The sequence below is a fragment of the Streptomyces murinus genome, assembly GCF_002154555.1.
In the GTDB taxonomy this organism is placed as follows: Bacteria; Actinomycetota; Actinomycetes; order Streptomycetales; family Streptomycetaceae; genus Streptomyces; species Streptomyces murinus.
This window is the reverse complement of record NZ_MUNF01000027.1, coordinates 1-21,817: the sequence shown is the minus strand read 5'-3', so window position 1 is coordinate 21,817 and position 21,817 is coordinate 1. Positions and strand designations below refer to the sequence as shown.

General features: G+C 70.4%; 22 protein-coding genes. 13 read left to right on the top strand and 9 right to left on the bottom strand.

Annotation, left to right across the window (positions count from 1 at the left end):
• Positions 1-24: 24 nt before the first annotated feature.
• The 5 genes from atpA to CCN72_RS02215 all read left to right on the top strand — a co-directional run bounded on the left by atpA (position 25) and on the right by CCN72_RS02215 (position 5,077).
• Complete coding sequence (gene atpA / locus CCN72_RS02235) at positions 25-1,617, top strand: F0F1 ATP synthase subunit alpha (RefSeq protein ID WP_086806100.1); 1,593 nt, start codon at positions 25-27, stop codon at positions 1,615-1,617.
• A 21-nt stretch (positions 1,618-1,638) separates the two neighbouring features.
• Positions 1,639-2,556, top strand: a complete 918-nt coding sequence (locus tag CCN72_RS02230) for a F0F1 ATP synthase subunit gamma (protein WP_085566580.1) — start codon at positions 1,639-1,641, stop codon at positions 2,554-2,556.
• Positions 2,556-3,992, top strand: a complete 1,437-nt coding sequence (gene atpD, locus CCN72_RS02225) for a F0F1 ATP synthase subunit beta (RefSeq protein WP_085566581.1) — start codon at positions 2,556-2,558, stop codon at positions 3,990-3,992. Before CCN72_RS02230 ends, atpD begins: the two co-directional genes overlap by 1 nt.
• 110 nt (positions 3,993-4,102) lie before the next feature.
• On the top strand, positions 4,103-4,477 hold the full coding sequence (locus CCN72_RS02220) for a F0F1 ATP synthase subunit epsilon (RefSeq protein WP_037656493.1): 375 nt from the start codon (positions 4,103-4,105) through the stop codon (positions 4,475-4,477).
• A gap of 153 nt (positions 4,478-4,630) precedes the next feature.
• Entirely contained in the window at positions 4,631-5,077 is a 447-nt protein-coding gene (locus CCN72_RS02215; RefSeq protein ID WP_037656491.1) for a DUF2550 domain-containing protein, read from the top strand.
• Between the two features lie 5 nt (positions 5,078-5,082).
• Here CCN72_RS02215 and CCN72_RS02210 read toward each other — a convergent pair whose 3' ends face one another.
• Positions 5,083-6,918: a glycoside hydrolase family 18 chitinase gene (locus CCN72_RS02210; protein ID WP_086806099.1), complete on the bottom strand. Its 1,836-nt coding sequence runs from the start codon at positions 6,916-6,918 to the stop codon at positions 5,083-5,085.
• Between the two features lie 257 nt (positions 6,919-7,175).
• Here CCN72_RS02210 and CCN72_RS02205 point away from each other — a divergent pair, with 257 nt between their 5' ends.
• Positions 7,176-7,877 carry a DUF4097 family beta strand repeat-containing protein gene (locus CCN72_RS02205; RefSeq protein ID WP_244174106.1) on the top strand — a complete coding sequence of 234 codons (702 nt, stop codon included), beginning with the start codon at positions 7,176-7,178 and terminating at the stop codon, positions 7,875-7,877.
• An 82-nt stretch (positions 7,878-7,959) separates the two neighbouring features.
• Here CCN72_RS02205 and CCN72_RS02200 read toward each other — a convergent pair whose 3' ends face one another.
• A complete protein-coding gene (locus CCN72_RS02200; RefSeq protein WP_086806097.1) occupies positions 7,960-8,607 on the bottom strand; it encodes a response regulator in 648 nt (215 codons plus the stop codon).
• A complete protein-coding gene (locus tag CCN72_RS02195) occupies positions 8,604-9,803 on the bottom strand; it encodes a sensor histidine kinase (protein WP_086806096.1) in 1,200 nt (399 codons plus the stop codon). The genes CCN72_RS02200 and CCN72_RS02195 overlap by 4 nt, the downstream gene beginning before the upstream one ends.
• 158 nt (positions 9,804-9,961) lie before the next feature.
• Between CCN72_RS02195 and CCN72_RS02190 the strand changes: the two genes are divergently transcribed.
• Complete coding sequence (locus tag CCN72_RS02190) at positions 9,962-10,501, top strand: hypothetical protein (RefSeq protein WP_086806095.1); 540 nt, start codon at positions 9,962-9,964, stop codon at positions 10,499-10,501.
• Here the strand turns inward: CCN72_RS02190 and CCN72_RS02185 are convergent.
• From CCN72_RS02185 to CCN72_RS02175, 3 genes are read right to left on the bottom strand one after another with little or no spacing between them, the layout of a single operon-like run.
• Positions 10,498-11,070 (bottom strand): cob(I)yrinic acid a,c-diamide adenosyltransferase, encoded by a 573-nt coding sequence (locus CCN72_RS02185; RefSeq protein ID WP_086806094.1) that lies wholly within the window; start codon positions 11,068-11,070, stop codon positions 10,498-10,500. The genes CCN72_RS02190 and CCN72_RS02185 overlap by 4 nt on opposite strands.
• 13 nt (positions 11,071-11,083) lie before the next feature.
• A complete protein-coding gene (locus tag CCN72_RS02180) occupies positions 11,084-11,833 on the bottom strand; it encodes an ABC transporter permease (RefSeq protein ID WP_086806093.1) in 750 nt (249 codons plus the stop codon).
• Between the two features lie 20 nt (positions 11,834-11,853).
• Positions 11,854-12,639 (bottom strand): ABC transporter ATP-binding protein, encoded by a 786-nt coding sequence (locus tag CCN72_RS02175; protein WP_086806092.1) that lies wholly within the window; start codon positions 12,637-12,639, stop codon positions 11,854-11,856.
• 80 nt (positions 12,640-12,719) lie between these two features.
• On the opposite strand from CCN72_RS02175, the gene CCN72_RS02170 reads away from it, so the two are divergent.
• The 4 genes from CCN72_RS02170 (at position 12,720) to CCN72_RS02155 (ending at position 17,639) form a co-directional block, all read left to right on the top strand.
• Positions 12,720-13,355, top strand: coding sequence for a TetR/AcrR family transcriptional regulator (locus CCN72_RS02170; protein WP_086806091.1), 636 nt, complete (start codon positions 12,720-12,722; stop codon positions 13,353-13,355).
• A gap of 240 nt (positions 13,356-13,595) precedes the next feature.
• Positions 13,596-14,444 (top strand): 3-hydroxyacyl-CoA dehydrogenase family protein, encoded by an 849-nt coding sequence (locus CCN72_RS02165; RefSeq protein ID WP_086806090.1) that lies wholly within the window; start codon positions 13,596-13,598, stop codon positions 14,442-14,444.
• Between the two features lie 170 nt (positions 14,445-14,614).
• Positions 14,615-14,938 carry an STAS domain-containing protein gene (locus CCN72_RS02160; protein WP_037656479.1) on the top strand — a complete coding sequence of 108 codons (324 nt, stop codon included), beginning with the start codon at positions 14,615-14,617 and terminating at the stop codon, positions 14,936-14,938.
• 256 nt (positions 14,939-15,194) lie between these two features.
• The gene (locus CCN72_RS02155; RefSeq protein ID WP_244174105.1) at positions 15,195-17,639 is read left to right on the top strand and encodes an ATP-binding protein; all 2,445 of its coding nucleotides are present in this window, start codon (positions 15,195-15,197) and stop codon (positions 17,637-17,639) included.
• Between the two features lie 97 nt (positions 17,640-17,736).
• On the opposite strand, the gene nucS is transcribed toward CCN72_RS02155, so the two are convergent.
• Positions 17,737-18,408, bottom strand: coding sequence for an endonuclease NucS (gene nucS / locus CCN72_RS02150; protein WP_202442151.1), 672 nt, complete (start codon positions 18,406-18,408; stop codon positions 17,737-17,739).
• Positions 18,409-18,697: 289 nt separating this feature from the next.
• Here nucS and CCN72_RS02145 point away from each other — a divergent pair, with 289 nt between their 5' ends.
• Entirely contained in the window at positions 18,698-19,090 is a 393-nt protein-coding gene (locus tag CCN72_RS02145) for an SCO5389 family protein (RefSeq protein WP_085566593.1), read from the top strand.
• A 207-nt stretch (positions 19,091-19,297) separates the two neighbouring features.
• Here the strand turns inward: CCN72_RS02145 and CCN72_RS02140 are convergent, their stop codons facing one another.
• On the bottom strand, positions 19,298-20,326 hold the full coding sequence (locus CCN72_RS02140) for an LLM class flavin-dependent oxidoreductase (protein ID WP_086806088.1): 1,029 nt from the start codon (positions 20,324-20,326) through the stop codon (positions 19,298-19,300).
• 220 nt (positions 20,327-20,546) lie between these two features.
• Between CCN72_RS02140 and CCN72_RS02135 the strand changes: the two genes are divergently transcribed.
• Positions 20,547-20,879, top strand: a complete 333-nt coding sequence (locus tag CCN72_RS02135; protein ID WP_085566595.1) for an ATP/GTP-binding protein — start codon at positions 20,547-20,549, stop codon at positions 20,877-20,879.
• A gap of 12 nt (positions 20,880-20,891) precedes the next feature.
• On the opposite strand, the gene CCN72_RS02130 is transcribed toward CCN72_RS02135, so the two are convergent.
• Positions 20,892-21,773, bottom strand: coding sequence for an ABC transporter permease (locus CCN72_RS02130; protein WP_085566596.1), 882 nt, complete (start codon positions 21,771-21,773; stop codon positions 20,892-20,894).
• Positions 21,774-21,817: the final 44 nt, after the last annotated feature.

Sequence of the window (21,817 nt, the reverse complement as noted above, 5' to 3'; positions counted from 1 at the left end):
CAACAAGGAGAGCAGGGAACCCAGATGGCGGAGCTCACGATCCGGCCGGAGGAGATCCGGGACGCGCTGGAGAACTTCGTCCAGTCGTACAAGCCGGACGCGGCCTCGCGCGAGGAGGTCGGTACGGTCACCGTCGCCGGCGACGGCATCGCGAAGATCGAGGGTCTTCCCTCGGCCATGGCCAACGAACTGCTGAAGTTCGAGGACGGCACCCTCGGCCTCGCCCTCAACCTCGAGGAGCGCGAGATCGGTGCCGTCGTCCTCGGCGAGTTCAGTGGCGTCGAGGAGGGTCAGCCGGTCACGCGTACCGGCGAGGTGCTCTCCGTCGCGGTCGGCGAGGGTTACCTCGGCCGTGTTGTCGACCCGCTCGGCAACCCGATCGACGGCCTCGGCGAGATCGAGACGTCCGGCCGCCGCGCCCTTGAGCTGCAGGCCCCCACGGTCATGCAGCGCAAGTCGGTGCACGAGCCGATGGAGACCGGCTACAAGGCCGTCGACGCGATGACCCCGATCGGCCGTGGTCAGCGTCAGCTGATCATCGGTGACCGCCAGACCGGCAAGACCGCCCTGGCCGTCGACACCATCATCAACCAGCGCGACAACTGGCGCACCGGCGACCCGAAGAAGCAGGTCCGCTGCATCTACGTCGCCATCGGCCAGAAGGGCTCCACCATCGCGGGCGTTCGCCGCTCGCTGGAGGAGAACGGCGCGCTGGAGTACACGACCATTGTCGCCGCCCCGGCGTCCGACCCGGCCGGCTTCAAGTACCTTGCGCCGTACACCGGTTCGGCCATCGGTCAGCAGTGGATGTACGAGGGCAAGCACGTCCTCATCATCTTCGACGACCTCTCGAAGCAGGCCGACGCCTACCGCGCCGTGTCCCTGCTGCTGCGCCGCCCGCCGGGCCGTGAGGCCTACCCGGGTGACGTCTTCTACCTGCACTCGCGTCTGCTGGAGCGCTGCGCCAAGCTCTCCGACGAGATGGGTGCCGGTTCGATGACCGGTCTGCCGATCGTCGAGACGAAGGCCAACGACGTCTCGGCGTTCATCCCGACCAACGTCATCTCCATCACCGACGGCCAGTGCTTCCTGGAGTCGGACCTGTTCAACGCCGGTCAGCGTCCCGCGCTGAACGTCGGTATCTCGGTCTCCCGAGTCGGTGGCTCCGCCCAGCACAAGGCGATGAAGCAGGTCTCCGGCCGTCTTCGTGTGGACCTCGCCCAGTTCCGTGAGCTGGAGGCGTTCGCCGCCTTCGGTTCCGACCTGGACGCGGCCTCGAAGTCGCAGCTGGAGCGCGGTCAGCGCATGGTCGAGCTGCTGAAGCAGGACCAGTACCAGCCGATGTCCACCGAGGACCAGGTCGTCTCCGTCTGGGCCGGCACTACCGGCAAGATGGACGAGGTTCCGGTCGCCGACATTCGTCGCTTCGAGCGCGAGCTGCTGGACTTCCTGCACCGCAAGCACCAGGGCCTGATGACCTCCATCAAGGAGGGCGGCAAGATGTCCGACGACACTCTGACCGCCGTGGCCGACGCGATCGCCGAGTTCAAGAAGCAGTTCGAGACCTCGGACGGCAAGCTGCTCGGCGAGGACACTCCTGCCGCTGCCGCCAAGTGACGTAAGGAAGGGACCTGACTCATGGGAGCCCAGCTCCGGGTCTACAAGCGTCGCATCCGATCCGTCAGCGCGACCAAGAAGATCACCAAGGCGATGGAGATGATCGCCGCCTCGCGCGTCGTCAAGGCGCAGCGCAAGGTGGCGGCCTCCACGCCGTACGCGACCGAGCTGACGCGCGCGGTCACGGCGGTCGGTACGGGGTCGAACACCAAGCACCCGCTCACCACGGAGGCGGAGAACCCGACTCGTGCCGCGATCCTGCTCCTCACGAGCGACCGCGGTCTGGCCGGCGCCTTCAACTCCAACGCCATCAAGGCGGCGGAGCAGCTGACCGCGCGCCTGGAGCGCGAGGGCAAGCAGGTCGACGCGTACATCGTCGGCCGGCGCGGTGTCGCCCACTACAACTTCCGCGAGCGCAAGGTCGCGGAGTCGTGGACGGGCTTCACCGACGAGCCGTCGTACGCCGACGCCAAGAAGGTGGCGGCGCCCCTGATCGAGGCCATCGAGAAGGACACGGCCGAGGGCGGCGTGGATGAACTCCACATCGTCTACACCGAGTTCGTCTCGATGATGACGCAGACCGCGCTCGACGCACGGCTGCTTCCGCTGCGCCTCGAAGAGGTCGCCGAGGAGACGAAGTCCGAGGGCGAGATCCTTCCGCTCTACGACTTCGAGCCCTCGGCGGAGGACGTCCTCGACGCCCTGCTGCCGCGCTACGTGGAGAGCCGTATCTACAACGCGCTGCTCCAGTCGGCCGCTTCCAAGCACGCCGCCACGCGGCGCGCGATGAAGTCGGCCACCGACAACGCGGGCGAGCTGATCAACACGCTGTCCCGTCTTGCCAACGCGGCCCGCCAGGCCGAAATCACCCAGGAAATCAGCGAGATCGTCGGTGGCGCGAGCGCCCTGGCCGACGCGACCGCGGGGAGTGACCGATAATGACCACCACTGTTGAGACCGCGACGGCTACGGGCCGCGTCGCCCGGGTCATCGGCCCGGTCGTCGACGTGGAGTTCCCCGTCGACGCGATGCCGGACATCTACCAGGCGCTGCACGTCGAGGTGGCCGACCCGGCCAACGCCGGCGAGAAGAAGACGCTGACCCTGGAGGTCGCCCAGCACCTGGGTGACGGTCTGGTCCGCACCATCTCCATGCAGCCGACCGACGGTCTGGTCCGCCAGGCCCCGGTCACCGACACCGGCGCGCCGATCTCGGTGCCCGTCGGCGACTTCACCAAGGGCAAGGTGTTCAACACCCTTGGCGAGGTGCTGAACGTCGACGAGCAGTACGAGGGCGAGCGCTGGCCGATCCACCGCAAGGCCCCGAACTTCGACGAGCTCGAGTCCAAGACCGAGATGTTCGAGACGGGCGTCAAGGTCATCGACCTGCTCACCCCGTACGTCAAGGGCGGCAAGATCGGCCTGTTCGGCGGTGCCGGCGTCGGCAAGACGGTGCTCATCCAGGAGATGATCTACCGTGTCGCCAACAACCACGACGGTGTCTCCGTGTTCGCCGGTGTCGGTGAGCGCACCCGTGAGGGCAATGACCTCATCGAGGAGATGACCGACTCGGGCGTCATCGACAAGACCGCCCTGGTCTTCGGTCAGATGGACGAGCCCCCGGGCACCCGTCTGCGCGTCGCGCTGGCCGGCCTCACCATGGCCGAGTACTTCCGTGACGTCCAGAAGCAGGACGTGCTGTTCTTCATCGACAACATCTTCCGCTTCACGCAGGCCGGTTCCGAGGTCTCCACCCTGCTCGGCCGTATGCCGTCCGCGGTGGGCTACCAGCCGAACCTGGCCGACGAGATGGGTCTCCTCCAGGAGCGCATCACGTCGACCCGCGGTCACTCGATCACCTCGATGCAGGCGATCTACGTCCCCGCGGACGACCTGACCGACCCGGCCCCGGCCACCACCTTCGCCCACCTCGACGCGACGACGGTTCTTTCCCGTCCGATCTCGGAGAAGGGCATCTACCCGGCCGTGGACCCGCTGGACTCGACGTCCCGGATCCTGGACCCGCGGTACATCGCCGCGGACCACTACAACGCGGCCATGCGCGTGAAGAACATCCTTCAGAAGTACAAGGATCTTCAGGACATCATCGCGATCCTCGGTATCGACGAGCTCGGCGAGGAGGACAAGCTCGTCGTCCACCGTGCCCGTCGCGTGGAGCGCTTCCTGTCCCAGAACACCCACGTCGCCAAGCAGTTCACTGGCGTGGACGGTTCGGACGTGCCGCTGGACGAGTCGATCGCCGCGTTCAACGCGATCTGCGACGGTGAGTACGACCACTTCCCGGAGCAGGCGTTCTTCATGTGCGGTGGCATCGAGGACCTCAAGGCCAACGCCAAGGAGCTGGGCGTCTCCTGAGCCTCGTGCTCTTCTGAGGGGGCGGGCGCGTCCCGCCCCCTCAGCAACGCCCACTAGAATTGACCCCAACACCCGGCACCCCTGCCGGGTGGTGACCCGAGGAGCCACTCTTGGCTGCTGAGCTGCACGTCGAGCTGGTCGCCGCGGACCGCCAGGTCTGGTCCGGCGAGGCCACCCTGGTCGTCGCGCGCACCACCTCCGGCGACATCGGCGTCATGCCCGGTCACCAGCCGCTGCTCGGTGTGCTGGAGTCGGGCCCGGTGACCATCCGTACGAGTGATGGTGGAACGGTCGTCGCCGCGGTGCACGGCGGTTTCGTCTCGTTCGCGGACAACAAGCTGTCCCTGCTGGCCGAGATCGCCGAGCTGTCGGACGAGATCGATGTCCAGCGCACGGAGCGGGAACTCGAGCGCGCGAAGGCGGAGGGCGACGCCGCCGCCGAGCGCCGCGCGGACGTCCGACTTCGTGCGGCGACCGCACGCTGAACCAGCCGCGCGGTACGTTGACATCACTCAGCCGCGGCCGGCCCGGAGCAATCCGGTGCCGGTCGCGGCTGAGGCAGATGTAGGTGTTTTTTCCGTTTCATTACTCAGTAGTAGAAGCAGTTCCCTACCTAGGAGACGAGGAGGTCGGTGCCGATGGTCCTCGCTCTGACTGTGTGCGGGATCGTGGTCGCGCTCGTGGTGGTCGGGCTGTTTCTGTTCGGCCTGCGCCGCCGGCTGATCCAGCGCTCGGGCGGGACCTTCGACTGCTCCCTGCGCTGGGACGTGGCCGAGAAACCGGACACCGGCGGCAAGGGCTGGAGCTACGGCGTCGCCCGCTACAACGGTGACCGCATCGAGTGGTACCGGGTCTTCTCCTACGCGGTCCGCCCCCGCCGTGTCCTGGAACGCGCCCAGATCGAGGTGGCCGGCCGCCGGCTGCCCGAGGGCGAGGAGGAACTGGCGCTGCTGTCCGACGCGGTGGTCCTCGCCTGCGTCCACCGGGGCACGCGCCTCGAACTCGCCATGAGCGAAGACGCGCTGACCGGTTTCCTCGCGTGGCTTGAGGCAGCCCCGCCCGGTCAGCGCGTCAATGTTGCCTAGAGGTTTCAGAGGTTACTGCTGATGGCGTTCACCAGCTCGCCGTCACTGGTGTCGCCGCTGAACTCCCAGAAGAACGCGCCGCCCAGGCCCTGGGTCTTGGCCCAGCTCATCTTCCCGGCGATGGTCGACGGGGTGTCGTACGACCACCAGTTGCTGCCGCAGTGGGCGTACGCGGTGCCCGCGACGGTGCCGGTGACCGGGCAGGCCGACTTGAGGACCTTGTAGTCCTCGATGCCCTGCTCATAGGTGCCGGCCGCCGGGCCCGTGGCGGTGCCGCCCGGGGCGTCCTGGGTGACGCCGGTCCAGCCGCGGCCGTAGAAGCCGATGCCGATGAGCAGCTTGGACGCGGGAACACCGGCCGCCTTGTACTTGGCGATCGCGTCGGCGGTGGTGAAGCCCGCCTTCGGGATTCCGCTGTACGAGGTGAGCGGGGAGTGCGGGGCGGTGGGGCCCTGCGCGTCCCAGGCGCCGAAGAAGTCGTACGTCATCACGTTGTACCAGTCGACGTACTGCGAGGCGCCGGAGTAGTCGGCGGAGTCGATCTTGCCGCCGTCCGAGCCGTCGGCGGAGACCGCGGCCGTGACCAGCTTGCTGCTGCCGAACTTGGCGCGCAGCGCGGCCATCACGTTCTTGAACGCCTCGGGCCCGCTGGTGTCACAGGTCAGACCGCAGTTGTTGGGGTACTCCCAGTCGATGTCGATGCCGTCGAACACATCGGCCCAGCGCGGGTCGTTGACGAGGTCGTAGCAGGACTGGGCGAACCCGGCCGGGTCCTTGGCCGCGTCGGCGAAGCCGCCGGACCAGGTCCAGCCGCCGAAGGACCAGATGACCTTGAGGTTCGGGTACTTGGCCTTCAGCTCGCGCAGCTGGTTGAAGTTGCCGCGCAGCGGCTGGTCCCAGGTGTCGGCGGTGCCGTTGACGGCCTGGTCGGCGGTGAACGCCTTGTCGTAGTCGGCATAGGAGTCGCCGATGGCGCACTTGCCGCCGGTGATGTTGCCGAAGGCGTAGTTGATGTGGGTGATCTTGGCGGCGGAGCCGGAGGTCACCAGGTTCTTCACGTTGTAGTTGCGGGCGTAGATGCCCCAGTCGGTGAAGTAGCCGAGCTTGACCTTGCCGCCGGCGGGCGGGGGAGTGGTGGAGCCGCCACCGGTGGTGTGCACGGCGAGCGCGGCGCTGGCCGGTCCGGTCTGGTCGGCGGTGTCGCGGGCCTGCACGGAGTAGGAGTAGTCGCTGCCCGCGGTGAGCCCGGTGTCGGTGTACGACGTGGTGGTCACGGTGGCGATGACCTTGCCGTCGCGCAGCACGTCGTAGTTCTTGACGCCCTTGTCATCGGTGGCCGCGCTCCAGGAGAGCTTCACCGAGGTGTCGGTGACGCCGGAGGCGGTCGGGGTGCCGGGGGCGCTCGGGGCGGAGTCGCCGGGGGCGGTCGTGCCGTCGCAGCTGCTGCCGTTGAGCGTGCAGTTGCTCGGGTTGCCGGAACCGGCGCCGTTGAAGCCGAAGCTGACGGAGGCACCGGGGGCGAGGGTGCCGTTGTAGGACTTGTTCTTTGCCGTCCAGTGGTTGCCGGAGTTGGTGACGTCGGCGTCCCAGGCGGAGGTGACGGACGTGCCGGAGGGGAAGTCCCACTGGATGGTCCAGGAACTGATGCTCGCGGACCCGGAGTTCTTGACGGTCCACTGGCCGCCGAAGCCGGTGCCCCAGTCGCTGGACTTGGTGAAGCTCGCGGTGACGCCGGCCGCCTGGGCGCTCGCGGCCGGTGCGGGGCTCGCGAGTCCGACCAGTCCGGCCAGGGGGAGTACCAGGGTCGCGAGCCCTGCCGCGACCTTGTGTCTGAAGCGCATCGAGCGCCTCCCTCGGTAGTGGGGTGACAGGGGGCATGACTGAGCCTTCATGCCCACGGTGCTGCGAGGGTAGAAAGGTCTGGACCACGGGTCAATAGGTCTGGACCATTCCAAGTCCTGTATACCCCCGGCACATTGGGGGGTTTTCCCCAGCGAAGTGCAGGCGGCGGGCTGCGTACGATCGCTGTGACCGATCAACGATCCGATGCGCTGTATACGGGGGATTCTTCATGCGACGCGCGCGTTTCCTTGCTGCCGTGGCCCTGGCCGCACTCACCGTCGGCGGGCTGTCCGCGTGCCAGGTCCTCGACCACAAGACCTTCCAGGACGACGCCAAGGTGTCCCAGAAGGTGACCTCGATCCACCTCGACAGCGGGAACGGCGGGGTGAAGGTGCGGACATCGGCGGACGCCACCACGATCTCCGTGCACCGCAAGGTCAACTACTCCGGCGACAAGCCGACCGGCACCAGCTTCCATGTCGACCAGGGCGTCCTGACCCTCGCCGGCTGCGGCCACAGCTGCGGTGTCGACTACGACGTGACGGTGCCCGCCGCCCTCCCGGTGACGGGCGGCACCTCCAACGGCGGCCTCACCCTGAACGGCGTCGGCGCGGTCGACGTACACACCAGCAACGGCGAGATCGCGGTGACCGGAGCGACGGGCGCGGTGAAGCTGCGCACCTCGAACGGAGAGGTCACCGTGAAGAACGCCAAGGGCGGCGTCGACGCACAGACGTCGAACGGCGGAGTGACGATCCAGGCGGCCACCCCGCAGGACGTCAAGGCACACACCTCCAGCGGAGATCTCACGGTCACGATGCCGCCCGCCCGCTATCGGATATCGGCGCACAACACCAACGGCGACAAGAAGGTGGCGTTCAAGGACGACCCGGCGGGCCGCTACCGCCTGGACCTGTCGACGACGAACGGCGACCTCACGGTGCGGTCGGCGGGCTAGCGGCCCTGACCGGGATCTTGACCGGGGCCAGGGCCAGGGCCGGGGCCGGGGCCGTGGCCGGGGCCGTGGCCGGGCGGCTCGGCTAGGCGCCCAACTCCCGTGCCAGTACGGCCGCTTGCACCCGGCTGCGCAGGCCCAGCTTGCCCAGCAGCCGGCTGACGTGCGACTTGGCCGTGCCCTCCGCCATCTCCAGCCGGGCCCCGATCTGCGCGTTGGACAGCCCCTCGCCGAGCAGGGAGAGCACCTCGCGTTCGCGCGGGGTCAGCCCGTCCAGTACGGCCGGATCCGCCCGGGTGCCCCGGCCGCCGCCCGGCCCGGCGGCGAACTCGGCGATCAGGCGCCGGGTCACGGCCGGTGCCACGACCCCCTCCCCGCGCGCCACCGTCAGCACCGCGTCGATCAGGTCCTTCGCCTCCGCACTCTTCAGCAGGAACCCGGCGGCTCCGGCCCGCAGCGCCCCGAAGACGTACTCGTCCAGATCGAAGGTGGTCAGCACCAGGACATCGGCAAGCCCTTCCGTCGCGATGAGCCGGGTCGCCGACACCCCGTCCAGGAGTGGCATCTGCACATCCATCAGGACGACATCGGGGCGCAGTTCCCGGGCGAGTTCCACCGCCCGCTCGCCGTTCGCGGCCTCGCCGACCACCTCGATGCCGGGCGCGCTGCGCAGGATCAGGACCAGTCCCGCGCGGACGGCCGACTGGTCCTCGGCGACCAGGACGCGGATCATACGGGGACCTCTTCGTCGGAGACTTCGGTACGGGTGGATTGGGCGAGGGTGTGCTCGGTCAGCGGCAGGAGGGCATGTACGGTCCAGCGGTCACCGCCCGGGCCGGCGGTCAGGGACCCCCCGAGCAGCGCGGCCCGCTCCCGCATCCCGGGGAGCCCGGCACCCGAGCCGGGCGCCCGAGGGCCGTCGCCGGGCCGGTAGGGGCTGCTCACCTCGATCCGCAGTGCGTCGTCCGCCCGGCGCAGCAGGACCAGGACGGGTCCCGGGGCGGCGTGCTTGAGGGCGTTGGTCAGCGACTCCTGCACGATCCGGTAGGCGGCCAGCTCGACCGGTGCCGGGACGCTGCCCTGTCCGGCGTCGAGGGTGACGTCCAGCCCGTTGGCGCGGGCGCCGGCGACCAGGGCGCCGAGCCCGTCGAGCGTCGGTGTCGGCATCGGCCCACGCTCGCCGCCGCTGTCCCGCAGGATGCCGATCAGCCGCCGCATCTCGGTCAGTCCGGCCACGCTGTTCTCCCGGATGACGGTGAGGGACGTGCGGGAGGTGTCCGGGTCGTCGAGGGAGAGCGCGGCCGTGGAGTGGATCGCGATGGCCGACAGATGGCCCGCGACCATGTCGTGCAACTCCCGTGCCATCCGCGCCCGTTCGGCGGTCACCGCCTGGGTCCGGTCCATCTCGGCGAGCAGCGCGGTCTGTTCGGCCCGCAGCCGGGCGGTCTCGGCGGCCTCGTGATGGTTGCGCACCAGGGCCCCGGTGGCGGCGGGGCCGAAGGAGACCACGGCGCAGCCCAGGCCGACCAGGATCGCCTGCGGCTCCCGCCACCAGACGAGGAAGCCGAGCGTCACGCCGAGGCTGACCAGCCCGGTGGTGACCGGGATACGGCGGGCGGCGGCCGGTGAGCCGTAGAGCACGGCGGTGTAGGCGAGGTCCGTGAACATCAGGATCGTCGCCACATTGCCCGGGGTGAACATGTCGAAGGTGAGGGCGAAGGTGCCGAGGATCAGCGCGCGTTGGGGCCGGGTGCGACGCAGCAGCTCCAGGCCCGCCGTGACCGCCAGCGGGATCAGTCCCCAGTCGGCGCCGAGCACCCCGCTGCCGGAGGTGTGCAGCCCGAGCGCCCACAGCACGATTCCGCCCGCGAGACCGCCGGCCGCGAGGAACACGTCGAACCGGTGCGGTCGGGGGAGTCGTACGGCCATGACCCCATCCAACACGCCCCGGGACCGTCGCGGATGCTCCCTGGGGAGGGTCCCGGACTGCCACTTTCGCTTACCCCGGGCTCGCCCCGGGAGACGACGATCCGCCGCCCCCGCCGCGCGAGCCTGGGAGGAGGGGAGCGGAGAAGGGGGAGTGGGGCGTGATCGTCACGTTGATCGTCGGCTGCGAGGTGGCGTTCTGGGTGCTGCTCGCGGCGGGGCTGGGCGTCCGGTACGGGCTGCGGATGCCGCGCACCGGACTGGCCCTGCTGCTGTGCGAGCCGTTGCTGGAGGTGGTCCTGCTCGTGGTCACCGCGATCGATCTGAGGCACGGCGGCCGGGCGGACTGGCGGCATGGACTCGCCGCCGTCTACATCGGCTTCACGGTCGGGCTCGGCCACGCCACCATCAGTTGGGCCGACGCCCGGGTCGCGCACCGCTTCGCCGGTGGCCCGCCCCCGGTGCGCCCGCCCCGCTACGGCCGGGCCCGCGCCGTCCACGAATGGCGGGTGGCGGCCCGCTGGACTCTGGCCTGTGTCGTCGCCCTCGCACTGCTCCAGGCGGCGATCTGGTACGTCGGCGCCGACGGCGACACCGGTTCGCTGCGGGCGTGGCAGCTGAGGATGGTGTGGCTGATCGGCATCAACGTGGTCATCGCCGGGAGCTACACGCTCTTCCCGAAACGGAAGCGTGCTCGCTAGCGCTCACCGCCCGGTACCCACAGGACGTCGCCGGTGGCCCTGTTGGCGATGCGGGCCAGGATGAAGAGAAGGTCGGAGAGGCGGTTGAGGTAGGTGGCGGTGAGGGGGTTCATGACGTCGCCGTGCACCTCCATGGCCGCCCAGGTAGAGCGTTCGGCGCGGCGGACGACCGTGCAGGCCTGGTGGAGCAGGGCCGCGCCCGGGGTGCCGCCCGGGAGGATGAAGGAGCGCAGCTTCTCCAGCTGCTCGTTGAAGCGGTCGCAGTCCGCCTCCAGCCGGTCGATGTAGAACTGCTCGACCCGCAGCGGGGGGTACTCGGGGTTCTCCGCCACCGGGGTCGACAGGTCCGCGCCCACGTCGAACAGGTCGTTCTGCACGCGGGTGAGGACCGTGACGACCTCCGCGTCCAGGCCGCCCAGGGCGATCGCGGTGCCGATGACCGCGTTGGCCTCGTTGGAGTCCGCGTACGCGGAGATCCTGAGGTCCGTCTTGGGCACCCGGCTCATGTCACCGAGGTGCGTGGTGCCCTTGTCGCCGGTGCGGGTGTAGATACGCGTCAGATTGACCATGGGCCCAGCGTAATTACGCCCCGGCCGTCCGGAACACCCGTCTGCCCGTCGTCACGGACACCGCGGCGAAGCCGACGGCCACGAGGACGCCGTAGAGCATGTGCGCGCTCGCGTAGTGGCCCACGTAGGCGTCGCGTATCGCGTCCACCAGATAGCGGAACGGCACGAAGTGCGAGAGCACGTCCAGCCAGGTGGGCGCCAGCGACATTGGGAGCATCAGGCCGGACAGCAGCATCGAGGGCATCGACACCGCGTTGATCAGCGGGCCGAACTCCTGCGGGGTGCGGACCTTCATCCCCATCGCGTACGACAGGGAGGCCAGGGAGAGGGTGAGCAGGGCGACGAACCCGAAGCCGATGAGGATCCCCGCCAGGGGTGCGCGCAGGCCCATCACCAGGGCGGCCAGCACCAGCAGGACCGCCTGGAACACGAACACCGTGGCGTCGCGCAGCACCCGGCCGAGCAGCAGGGCGAGCCGGCTGACCGGGGTGACCCGCATCCGCTCCAGCACCCCCTGGGCGTTCTCCATGATGATCGTGAATCCGGCGAACAGGGCGCCGAAGAGGCCGAGTTGGAGCAGCAGCCCCGGCACCAGGATCTGCCAGGAGCTGCCCGTCCGGCCCAGTGGCAGGCCGGTCAGCAGGGGGCCGAAGAAGAGCAGGTAGAGCAGCGGGGTGAGGGCGCCGAAGAGCAGGGCGAAGCGGGAGCGGAGGGACTGGCGGAGGTAGCGGCCGTAGACGAGGGCCGTGTCGTGCAGCAGCATGCCGGTGGGCTCCTGGGGAGCTATACGGCGACGGGGGCGTCGTCGGTGGGGGCGGGGGCGCGGCCGGTGACGGCCAGGAAGGTGTCCTGGAGGGTGGCGTCCAGGGAGCCGCCGTACCGCAGCTTGAGCGCGCCCGGTGTGCCTTCGGCGGCGACCGCGCCGCCGTCCACGATCACCAGGCGGTCGGCGAGGGCGTCGGCCTCGTCCAGGTAGTGGGTGGTCAGGAAGACGGTCGTACCGTGCTCGTCGCGCAGCCGGCGCACCAGGTCCCACAGGTCGGCGCGGCTGCCGGGGTCGAGGCCGGTCGTCGGCTCGTCCAGGAACAGCACCGTGGGGTGGTGGGTCAGGGCCATCGCGATGTCCAGGCGGCGGCGCTGACCGCCGGAGAGGGCCCCCGTTTTGCGGTCGAGGAGGCCGGTGAGGCCGAGGTCGCGGGCGAGTTCCTCGGCGCGGGCGGCGGCGTCGGCCCTGGACAGCCGGTAGAACCGCGCCTGGGTGACCAGCTCCTCCCGGACGCTGATCCCCGGGTCGACGCCACCGGACTGGGCCACGTACCCGGAGACCCGGCGCACTCCGGCCGGGTCGGTGACCAGGTCGTGCCCGGCGACGGTGGCGCTGCCGCCGGTCGGCTTCAGGAGGGTGGTGAGCATGCGCAGGGTGGTCGTCTTGCCGGCGCCGTTGGGGCCCAGGAACCCGAGGATCTCGCCCTCGTGGACGGTGAGATCGACACCGCGTACGGCGTCGACGGGGCCGGCTTTCGTCTGGAAGGTGCGGGCGAGGTTCGCCGCGCTGATGACTGCTGCCATGCCCCACAGAAAAACAGAGTCCCTGAAAAATTGCAATGACACCAAGTTTCCATGGAGTGCAGCGAAGTTAGGATGCGGGCATGGCTGAGGGGCTCAGGGAGCGGAAGAAGCGGCAGACCCGGCAGTACATCTCCGATGTCGCCACGGGGCTGTTCATCGAGCGCGGCTTCGACGCGGTGACGGTCGCGGAGATCGCCGACGCGGCGAACGTCTCCGTGAACACCGTCTACAACTACTTCCCGGCCAAGGAGGACCTGTTCCTCGACCGCTCCGCGGGCATGGTCGACCGGCTCGCCCGCTGGGTCCGGGGCCGCGCCGAGGGTGAGTCCGCGGCGCAGGCGGTGCTGCGCGAGCTGCGGGACGAGGTCCGCGCGGTGTCCCCCCGGGTCGGCCTGCTCGCGGGCTACGCCGACTTCATGCGCGTGATCCAGGAGGCGCCGGCCCTGCGCTCCCGGCTCTGGGCACTCGCCCAGGAGGTGGAAGCCAACCTGGAGCAGGTGCTGCGCGAGGAGACCGGGGCGGCCGAGGACGACGAACTGCCGAGCCTGATGGCCGGTCAGATCAGCTGGCTCCACAGCACGGCCATCCGGGTCATCGGCCGCGAGATGCTCAAGCGCCGCGAGCCGGGCGAGGTCTCCCGGGAGGTGCTGGCGCTGCTGGACGACATCGAGGAACTGCTGAGCGAGCGGGTGCTCACGTACGCGGTGCGCGGATAGGGCCAACAGGGCGGCACCGAAGGCTTTTTCGCGTGGCTCGAATGTAGTGCTGCGAACACGCACCGTGTCGACCGTCGTTCGGGCACCGCTCCGATCCCGGGGGAAGTCGCCTTGATGTGACGTCCGTCAAATGAGACGTGACGCGCGTTACTTACTGGTCACACGGCCGCTTCGGAGCGCTATCGTCCGCCGAAGGCACACATGTCCACAGCGGGTAACAGCGGGAAGAGGGAGTCGGACGTGGCAGGGAAGCTCGCCGTCATCGGGGCCGGTCTCATGGGGTCCGGTATCGCTCAGGTCGCCGCGCAGGCGGGCTGGGAGGTCGTCCTTCGCGATGTCACCGACGAGGCGCTGGCGCGCGGCACCGACGGCATCAAGGCGTCGTACGACAAGTTCGTGAGCAAGGGCAAGCTGGACGCGGCCGACGCCGAGGCCGCGCTGGGCCGCATCACCCCGACCACCGACCTGGACGCCGCCGCGGACGCGGACATCGTCGTGGAGGCCGTGTTCGAGAAGCTGGAGGTCAAGCACGAGATCTTCCGCGCGCTCGACAAGATCGTGCGCCCGGACGCCGTGCTCGCCTCCAACACCTCCGCCATCCCGATCACCAAGATCGCGGCGGCCACCGAGCACCCCGAGCGGGTCGTCGGCGTCCACTTCTTCTCGCCGGTGCCGATGATGAAGCTGGTCGAGCTGGTGCGCGGCTACAAGACGAGCTACGAAGCGCTCGCCACCGCGCGGGAGTTCGCCGAGTCCGTCGGCAAGACCTGCATCGTCGTCAACCGCGATGTCGCCGGGTTCGTCACCACCCGCCTCATCTCCGCGCTCGTCGTGGAGGCCGTCAAGCTCTACGAGTCGGGCGTGGCGACCGCCGAGGACATCGACCTCGCCTGCAAGCTGGGCTTCGGGCACGCCATGGGCCCGCTCGCCACCACCGACCTGACCGGCGTGGACATCCTGCTGCACGCCACCGGGAACATCTACACCGAGTCCCAGGACGAGAAGTTCGCCCCGCCGGAGCTGATGCGCCGGATGGTGGACGCCGGTGACATCGGCCGCAAGAGCGGGCAGGGCTTCTACACGTACTGATCGGCGCCCGGACGCGTTCCGCCACCGAGTTCACTCCCGGAGCATCACCCTCAGGGGTGAATTCGGTATCGGTTCGCTTACAAGCAGCAACCGCACCGCCACGCATTCAGTCAGACGGTGCACACCATTGATACGGAGTTGGCCACAACCGCACTCGACGGGGAGCGCATATGTACATCAGGGGCGACCACGCCGAGCTGGTCGTCGGGGGGCGCCTCGACGTCCGCAGCGCGGCGGACGCCCGTACGGCCCTGCACTCGGCCGTCGACGACGGCGCCGGCGACCTGGTGCTCGACCTGTCCGAACTGGACTCCTGGGACGCCACCGGGCTCGGTGTGATCATGGGTGCCCACCGGCGGGCCGGCCGCTGCGGGCGCCGCCTGGTGCTGCGCGGTGTACCGCCGCAGATGCAGCGCCTGTTGGTGGCCACCCGGCTGCACCGCATCCTCGCGATCGAGGGCGGTATCGGGGTGGAGTCACTGCCCCGGGTGTGAGCCGGTGCCCATGGGGCGCAAGCGCAGCCCATGGGGCGCAAGCACACCGGACGGTCAATCCGCGCCGGACCGTGACGTCTCGGACCGTGGGGCACCCCGCCCTGTCGTGGATACTGAGCAAAGGTTTAGTGTTCGGTCGCCCGCCGACTCGCAACCCTCGACCGAGCGGGCCCGGACCGGAGCGACAGTGCGACGTGCGGCAGGCCGGGAGGGGCCGTAAACACGAGCACACGACGCTTATGGGGGGCTTGAACCCATGGACCCGATCAGCCCTGGGCCTGAGGAGTACGGACACACGGGCGCCCGCCGCCCGCCCCGGGACCCCCTCATCGCCGACTTCGGCCCGAGCACGCCCGCGCCCGCCCGCACGGCGCATCTCGTCACCGGCGATCTGCTGCTGACCGTCAACCCCGTGGACGGCAGCGAGATCGAGCCCTGCCCGCCGGCCCGCCGTCCGGGCAGCCCCCGCAAGCGCGGCGCCGCCGAGCGTGCCGAGGCCGAACGCGCGGCCCGGCCCCCGGTGCCGCCGGGCCCCGCCCAGCACCCGCTGCCCCTGCTGGAGCGTCAGGAAGTACGGGAGCGGTTGGTACGACTGCTCGCGCGCGGCCGTACCGTACGGCTCACCGGCCCCGGCGGGTCCGGCCGCACCGCCCTGCTCGACCTGGTCGCCGAGGACTGCGAGGACCTCGCGCCCGACGGCGTGGTACGCCTGTGCGGCATCCACCGCACTGCCGAGGACCTGCTGCACGACCTCTTCCACACCGTCTACGACGCCCCCGGACACCGTCCCGAACGCCTCGAACTGCGGGCACCGCTCGCGGAGATCGGCGCGGTCGTCGTGGTGGACGACATCGAGTTCGGCGGCGCCGAGCTGGACGAGCTGCTGGAGGCGACCCCCGAGTGCGCCTTCCTGGTCTCCGCCACCCCGGACGTGCCCGCGCCGCCCGCCGAGGCGGATGTCGAGGAGGTCTTCCTCGGCGGGCTCGACCGGGCCGGCGGGGTGGACATCCTGGAGCGCACGGCCGGGCGGGTGCTCACCGAGGAGGAGGCCAACTGGGCGGGCGACCTGTGGTTCGAGTCCGAGGGGCTGCCGCTGCGCTTCGTGCAGGCGGGCGCGTTGCTGCGGCAGCGGGACCAACTCCGGGCCGAGTCCGGGGCGGTGGACGAGTACGGCGTCTTCGAGGACGTACGGCCCGTGGTCAACCCGGTGCAGGAGTTCACCGACGAGAGCGGTCCGCTGCCCTCGCTCGGCGAGGCCGCCGCGCCCGCGCCGCTGCTCGCCTCCCGGCTCAGCGCCTCCGCCCGCGCCACGCTGCGCTTCGCGGTCGCCCTCGGCGGTGAGGTCCCGCACCAGGCGCATCTGCCCGCGATGGTCGGCGACACCCATGCCGACGCGGCGCTCGGGGAACTGGCGAGCTGCGGCCTGGTCTCTCCCGCGGGCTCCCGGTACCGGCTCGCGGCGGGCGTGCGCACCCAGCTGGAGGCCGCGGGATACGGCGACGACGCACCGGAGCGGGCCCGTACCGCCGCCCAGCACTATGCCTGGTGGGCCGGGCATCCCTCGGTCACCCCGGAGCGGGTGAGCGCGGAGGCCGACGCGGTGCTCGCGGCGCTGGCGGCCGTGGTGCCGCCGGTCGACGGCAGCGACGACGGAGGGGCGGTCCAGCTCGCGCGCACCGCCGCGCCCGCGTTCGCCGCCGCGCTGCGCTGGAGCGCCTGGGAGCGGGCGCTGCGCAGCGGTGCGCAGGCCGCGCTGCACTCCGGCGAGGTGCCCGAACAAGCCTATTTCCACCATGAGTTGGGAATCCTCGCGCTGTGCGGGGGCCGGCTGGACCGGGCCCGCGCGGAGCTGGAGGCGTCGATCGGGCTGCGCGGCGCGCTCGCCGACAAGCGGGGCGCGGTCGCGGGGCGCAGGGCGCTGGCGCTGGTCGCGGACCGGGCGGGGGAGCTGCCCGGCCTGCCGGTGCCGGTGGTCGTGGGGGAGCCCGCGACGGAACCGGTGCCCGCGCTGCCGTCCATGCTGTCGGTGCCCGCCGTGCCGGACACCCTGGTCACCCCGCGGATCGTGGCCGCGCCCGCGGCGAAGGGGCTCGGCATACGGCGTCTGGCGCGCCGCAATCTGGTGGCGGCCGGCTCCGGCGCGCTGCTCGCGGCGGTGCTGGGCACGGTGGTGACGCTCGGCATGACGTCCCACGACAGTGACGACAAGAACCCGGCGGGACGGGCCGACCTCAACCCCTCCACCAGCCAGGACGCGGACGACCCGGCCACCGGTCCGGCCCCGGCGCAGGCACCGGGCACGGCCTCGCAGCCGGCCACGGGCCACCGCACGACCCCGGCCCCGGCGGGCACGTACGCCGAGACGGACGCTCCGGTACGGCCGTCGACGAGCCCCACGGCGGACCCGACCGGCCCGACCGGCTCGGGCACGGGCAGCGGTCCCGGCGGGGGGAGCGGCAGCGGGAGTACGTCCCCGGCGCCGACCAAGACCAAGCCGACGTCCCCGCCCCCGACCAAGCCGACACCGCCGACCACGCCCCCGACCTCACCGACCGACTCCACCACCCCGCCGACCCCGACGGAATCGCCCTCGGACTCCGCGAGCGACATCACGCCGTTCACCAAGGCGGCGTCCGAGGCGGCCTCCCCGACCGACGCGGACCTGGCGGACGCGGACCTGGCGGACCAGGGGCAGAGGTGAGAATCGGCGGTACCGACCCGGCATGAGGCCGGTTCGGCACCGCCGATCTCCGTCGTACGGACTGAGCGCCGTCGCGACGCGGGCGAGCTGACGGCCCTCAGAACAGCCGCAGCTTGTCGTCCTCGATGCCGCGCAGGGCGTCGTAGTCCATGATGTGGCAGTCGATGCCCCGGTCGGTCGCGAGGACGCGGGCCTGGGGCTTGATCTCCTGGGCGGCGAAGATGCCGCGCACCGGCGCGAGGTGGGGGTCGCGGTTGAGGAGTTCGAGGTAGCGGGTCAGCTGCTCCACGCCGTCGATCTCACCGCGCCGCTTGATCTCGATCGCGACCGTCCGGCCCTCGCCGTCCCGGCACAGGATGTCCACCGGGCCGATGGCGGTCATGTACTCGCGCCGGATGAGCGTGTAGCCGTCGCCGAGGGTCTCGATGCGGTCGGCGAGCAGCTCCTGGAGGTGCGCTTCCACGCCGTCCTTGATCAGACCCGGGTCCACACCCAGTTCGTGCGAGGAGTCGTGGAGGATCTCCTCCATCGTGATGATCAGTTTCTCGCCCGCCTTGTTGACGACGGTCCACACCCCTTCGTCCTCGCCCGCGCCCTCCTTCAGCGTGCAGGGCGGCGACATCCAGTTGAGGGGCTTGTAGGCCCGGTCATCGGCGTGGATGGAGACGCTGCCGTCCGCCTTGACCAGGATCAGGCGGGGCGCCGAGGGCAGGTGGGCGGTGAGCCGGCCGGCGTAGTCGACCGAGCACCGGGCAATGACGAGACGCATGGTCGGCAACGCTACTCGACACCCGCCGCCGTACGCGATTCGCCCGAGCCGCTCCCTGTGGATCGTCCCAGTTGTCACTGCTTTGTCCCTGGAAACTCTTGTTCATCCTTGGCCGATTGTGGGTGCAACCCGACCGTTCCATATACGCATTCTGGTGGTGTGGTCACCGACCGTTGCCTACCGTAGAGAACGGGAGGCAACGGTCCATGTACTCAGCGTGTTTTTCGGCGCCGAACTCCCTTTATCCGTCCGGCAACCCCTGTTCATCGGGGGTGCGAGAGGAGAACCCATGTCGCTCGACGTCTCACCGGCCCTACTCGACGCGGCCGAGCGAGGCGAGGTCGACGAAGCGGAATTCGTCGACTGCGTCCGGACCTCCCTGCCCTACGCATGGGAGATGATCAGCTCCCTGGTGGCCCAGCTGAAGGTGGACGGCGGCCCCTTCGCCGACAACCAGACGCCCCCGCCCAACGAGCAGGCCCGCGGCCAGCTGCTGCGCGCCCTCGCGAGTGACGCCATCCGCGGCGCCCTGCAACGGCACTTCGGCGTGCGGCTGGCCTTCCAGAACTGCCACCGGGTCGCGGTGTTCCCGCTGGACGCCTCGGTGGACGAGACGCTGACCCGCTTCACCTCGGTGCGGGCCCAGCTGCTGAACCAGTCGCCGGAGCTTCGGGACTGCTGACCCGCGGCCCCGGCATGTCCGGGGCGGCGCGTCGCCTGCTTGCCGCTCCACCCGTGGGAGGTGCAATCGGTGCTGGGGCGGCAAGCCCCCCAGGTGGCTTGCCATTTGTACCTGCTCTGTACCTGCTCTGAATCCGTTCGTCCGTGACCTGCTCTGAACCTGTTCGTCCGTGGTCCGTCGTGATTCGCCGTGATTCGTTCGTGTGCGTCAGCGCAGCTGCGGGAGCACCTCGGCGCCCAGGCGCCGTAGGGTGTCCTCCGTCGCCGCGAGATCGCCCGAGCCCTCGACCAGCAGGGCGAAGCGGGAGATGCCCGTGCGCTCAGCGGTGGCCGCGAGCCGGTCGCCGGCGAGCCGCGGGGTGCCCACCGGGTGCAGCCCGCAGAGCAGTTCGGTGTAGGCGACCGGGTCGCGCATCGCGCGCTTGCGCCCGTCGACCGTCACATGCGCGTCGAGTCCCTGTTTCAGCCAACCCGGCATCGCCTTGAGCAGGGTCTCCGCCGCGTCCTGACGGCGGTCGGCGAGCTGGCAGACCCCGGCCGCGACATGCGCCGCATCCGCGATCTCCTCGGGTGTCCGCCCCGCCGCGCGGGCGCTGCGCCGCCACAGGGCGACCATCTCGGCCTTCTCCTCGTCGCCCGCGTGCATCCCGAGCAGCATCGGAAGCCCGCGCTCCGCGGCCAGCCGTACGCTCTTCGGCGAGGTGCACGCGACGACGACCTCCGGGCCCGGGGTGTCCGTCAGGGCCTGCGAGGGACGCGGTACGACGGGCACCTCACGGAACGCGAAACGCTCACCACAGGCGCCCACGGCGGGCTCGCGCAGCCAGCGCAGCAGCAGATCGAGTGACTCGGGGAACCCGTTTTCGTACGCGTCGAGGCCGCTGCCGAACACCTCCAGGTCAACCCAGGGGCCACCGCGACCCACCCCGAGGGTGAATCGTCCGCCGCTCGTCAGATGCAGCAGCGCGGCCTGCTCGCCCAGGGCGACCGGGTGCACGGTGGGCAGTACGCTGACCGCGGTGCCCACCCGGATCCGGCGGGTGCGGCCGAGCAGCAGCGCGGCCAGGGTGACGGCGGACGGACAGGTGCCGTACGGCACGAAGTGGTGCTCGGCCAGCCACACCGAGTCCAGCCCGGCCTCCTCGGCGACCTCCGCCGAGCGGACCGCCCGGTGCAGGGCCTCCCCCTGGCCCTGGCCCGGGAACTGGGCGCCCAGCACAAAGCTTCCTACGTACATCACTTTTCCCGCTTTCTCGGCTCCGACCCGAGCTCCCCCACCGGCATAACCGTCTGACACGTGCCAAGGACACGGCCTGGCAGGGTAATTTGCGGATTGTCTTCAGAATCGGCCGTTTCGGAGGGGGACTTGCGCCGGTTGGCGGCCTTCGCGTACCCCGCTGGGCGGCGCGTACGCTGGACGCAGCCCTTGCTTGCCGCCGAGCCCCGAGAGGTGTCCCGTGTCCCCCCGCCGCAACCGACCGAAGGCCGCCGACCCGTCCGGCCGCAGCGCCGAGGACGACCGCACCGGACGGTACGGCGGCTTCCAGTCCGCGGAGGACTGGCAGGGCGAGGAGTGGAGCGTGCGCCATGTCGCGGGCGCGAGCTCCGAGGGCAAGACCTATCGCTGCCCCGGCTGCGACCAGATGATCCCCTCCGCGGTGCCGCATGTGGTGGCCTGGCCGGAGCACGCGGGCGTGGACGACCGCCGCCACTGGCACAAGTCCTGCTGGAACGCGCGAGACCGCCGCACCACACGGGTGCAGCGGTCTCGTAACGCGCCGAAGTTCTGAGCGACCGGCCGGTCACACGTCCCGGTTGCGCAGCAGCGCGTACGCCCCCGCGCCGGCCACCGCGGCGAGCCCCAGCATGATCCACAGCGGGTCCCAGCCCCGGGGCCCGGAGCCGCTGAGCGTGCTGTCGTAGAAGACGCCGAGCTGGCTCGGGAAGCTGTACTCGAACAGGAAGTCCCGCACCGAGTGCAGCGACTCCGTGGCCATGAACAGGGCCAGCACCAGCGGCGCGAGCACCAGGCCGATCATGATGGTGATGCCGCCCGCGGAGTGCCGGATGATCGAGCCGACGAACAGCGCGAGCAGGCCGAGCAGTGCCATGTAGAGGCTCACGCCGACGGTGGCCTTGAGCCAGGCCCCGCCGGAGGGCGACTCCGTGCCGGAGCCGGACAGCATGGACGACTGCACCATCGCCACGAAGGTGACCGAGACCAGGGACACCACGAAGGCGACCACGAAGAACACGATCGCCTTGGCGGCCAGCACCCGGCCGCGGCTCGGGCACGCCGTCATCGTCGTACGGATCATGCCGGTGCCGTACTCCGAGGCCGTGGTCAGCACGCCGAGCGTGATGACGCACATGTTGCCGACGAGCAGGCCGAAGAAGCCGAAGGAGAGCGGGTTGGTGCCGCTCAGCGAGGAATCGCTGGCGTGCGCCGACACCAGCGCGCCGACCAGCAGGCCGATGCCCACGACCAGGAACACGAAGACGCTGAGCGTCCAGATCGTCGAGCGGACCGACCTGATCTTCGTCCACTCCGAGGCCACCGCGTGCCCGAGGTGGGTGCGCACGACAGGGATCGGCGAGGTGTAGCCGGGGTACGACCCGCCGGGCGCCGCCTGCCAGTCGGGCGCGCCGGGAGCCTGCGGCATCGGGGGCTGGTGGGTGCTCATCGGGCGTCCTCGGGCTGGTTCGTGTCGGCGGCGGGGGAGGAAGC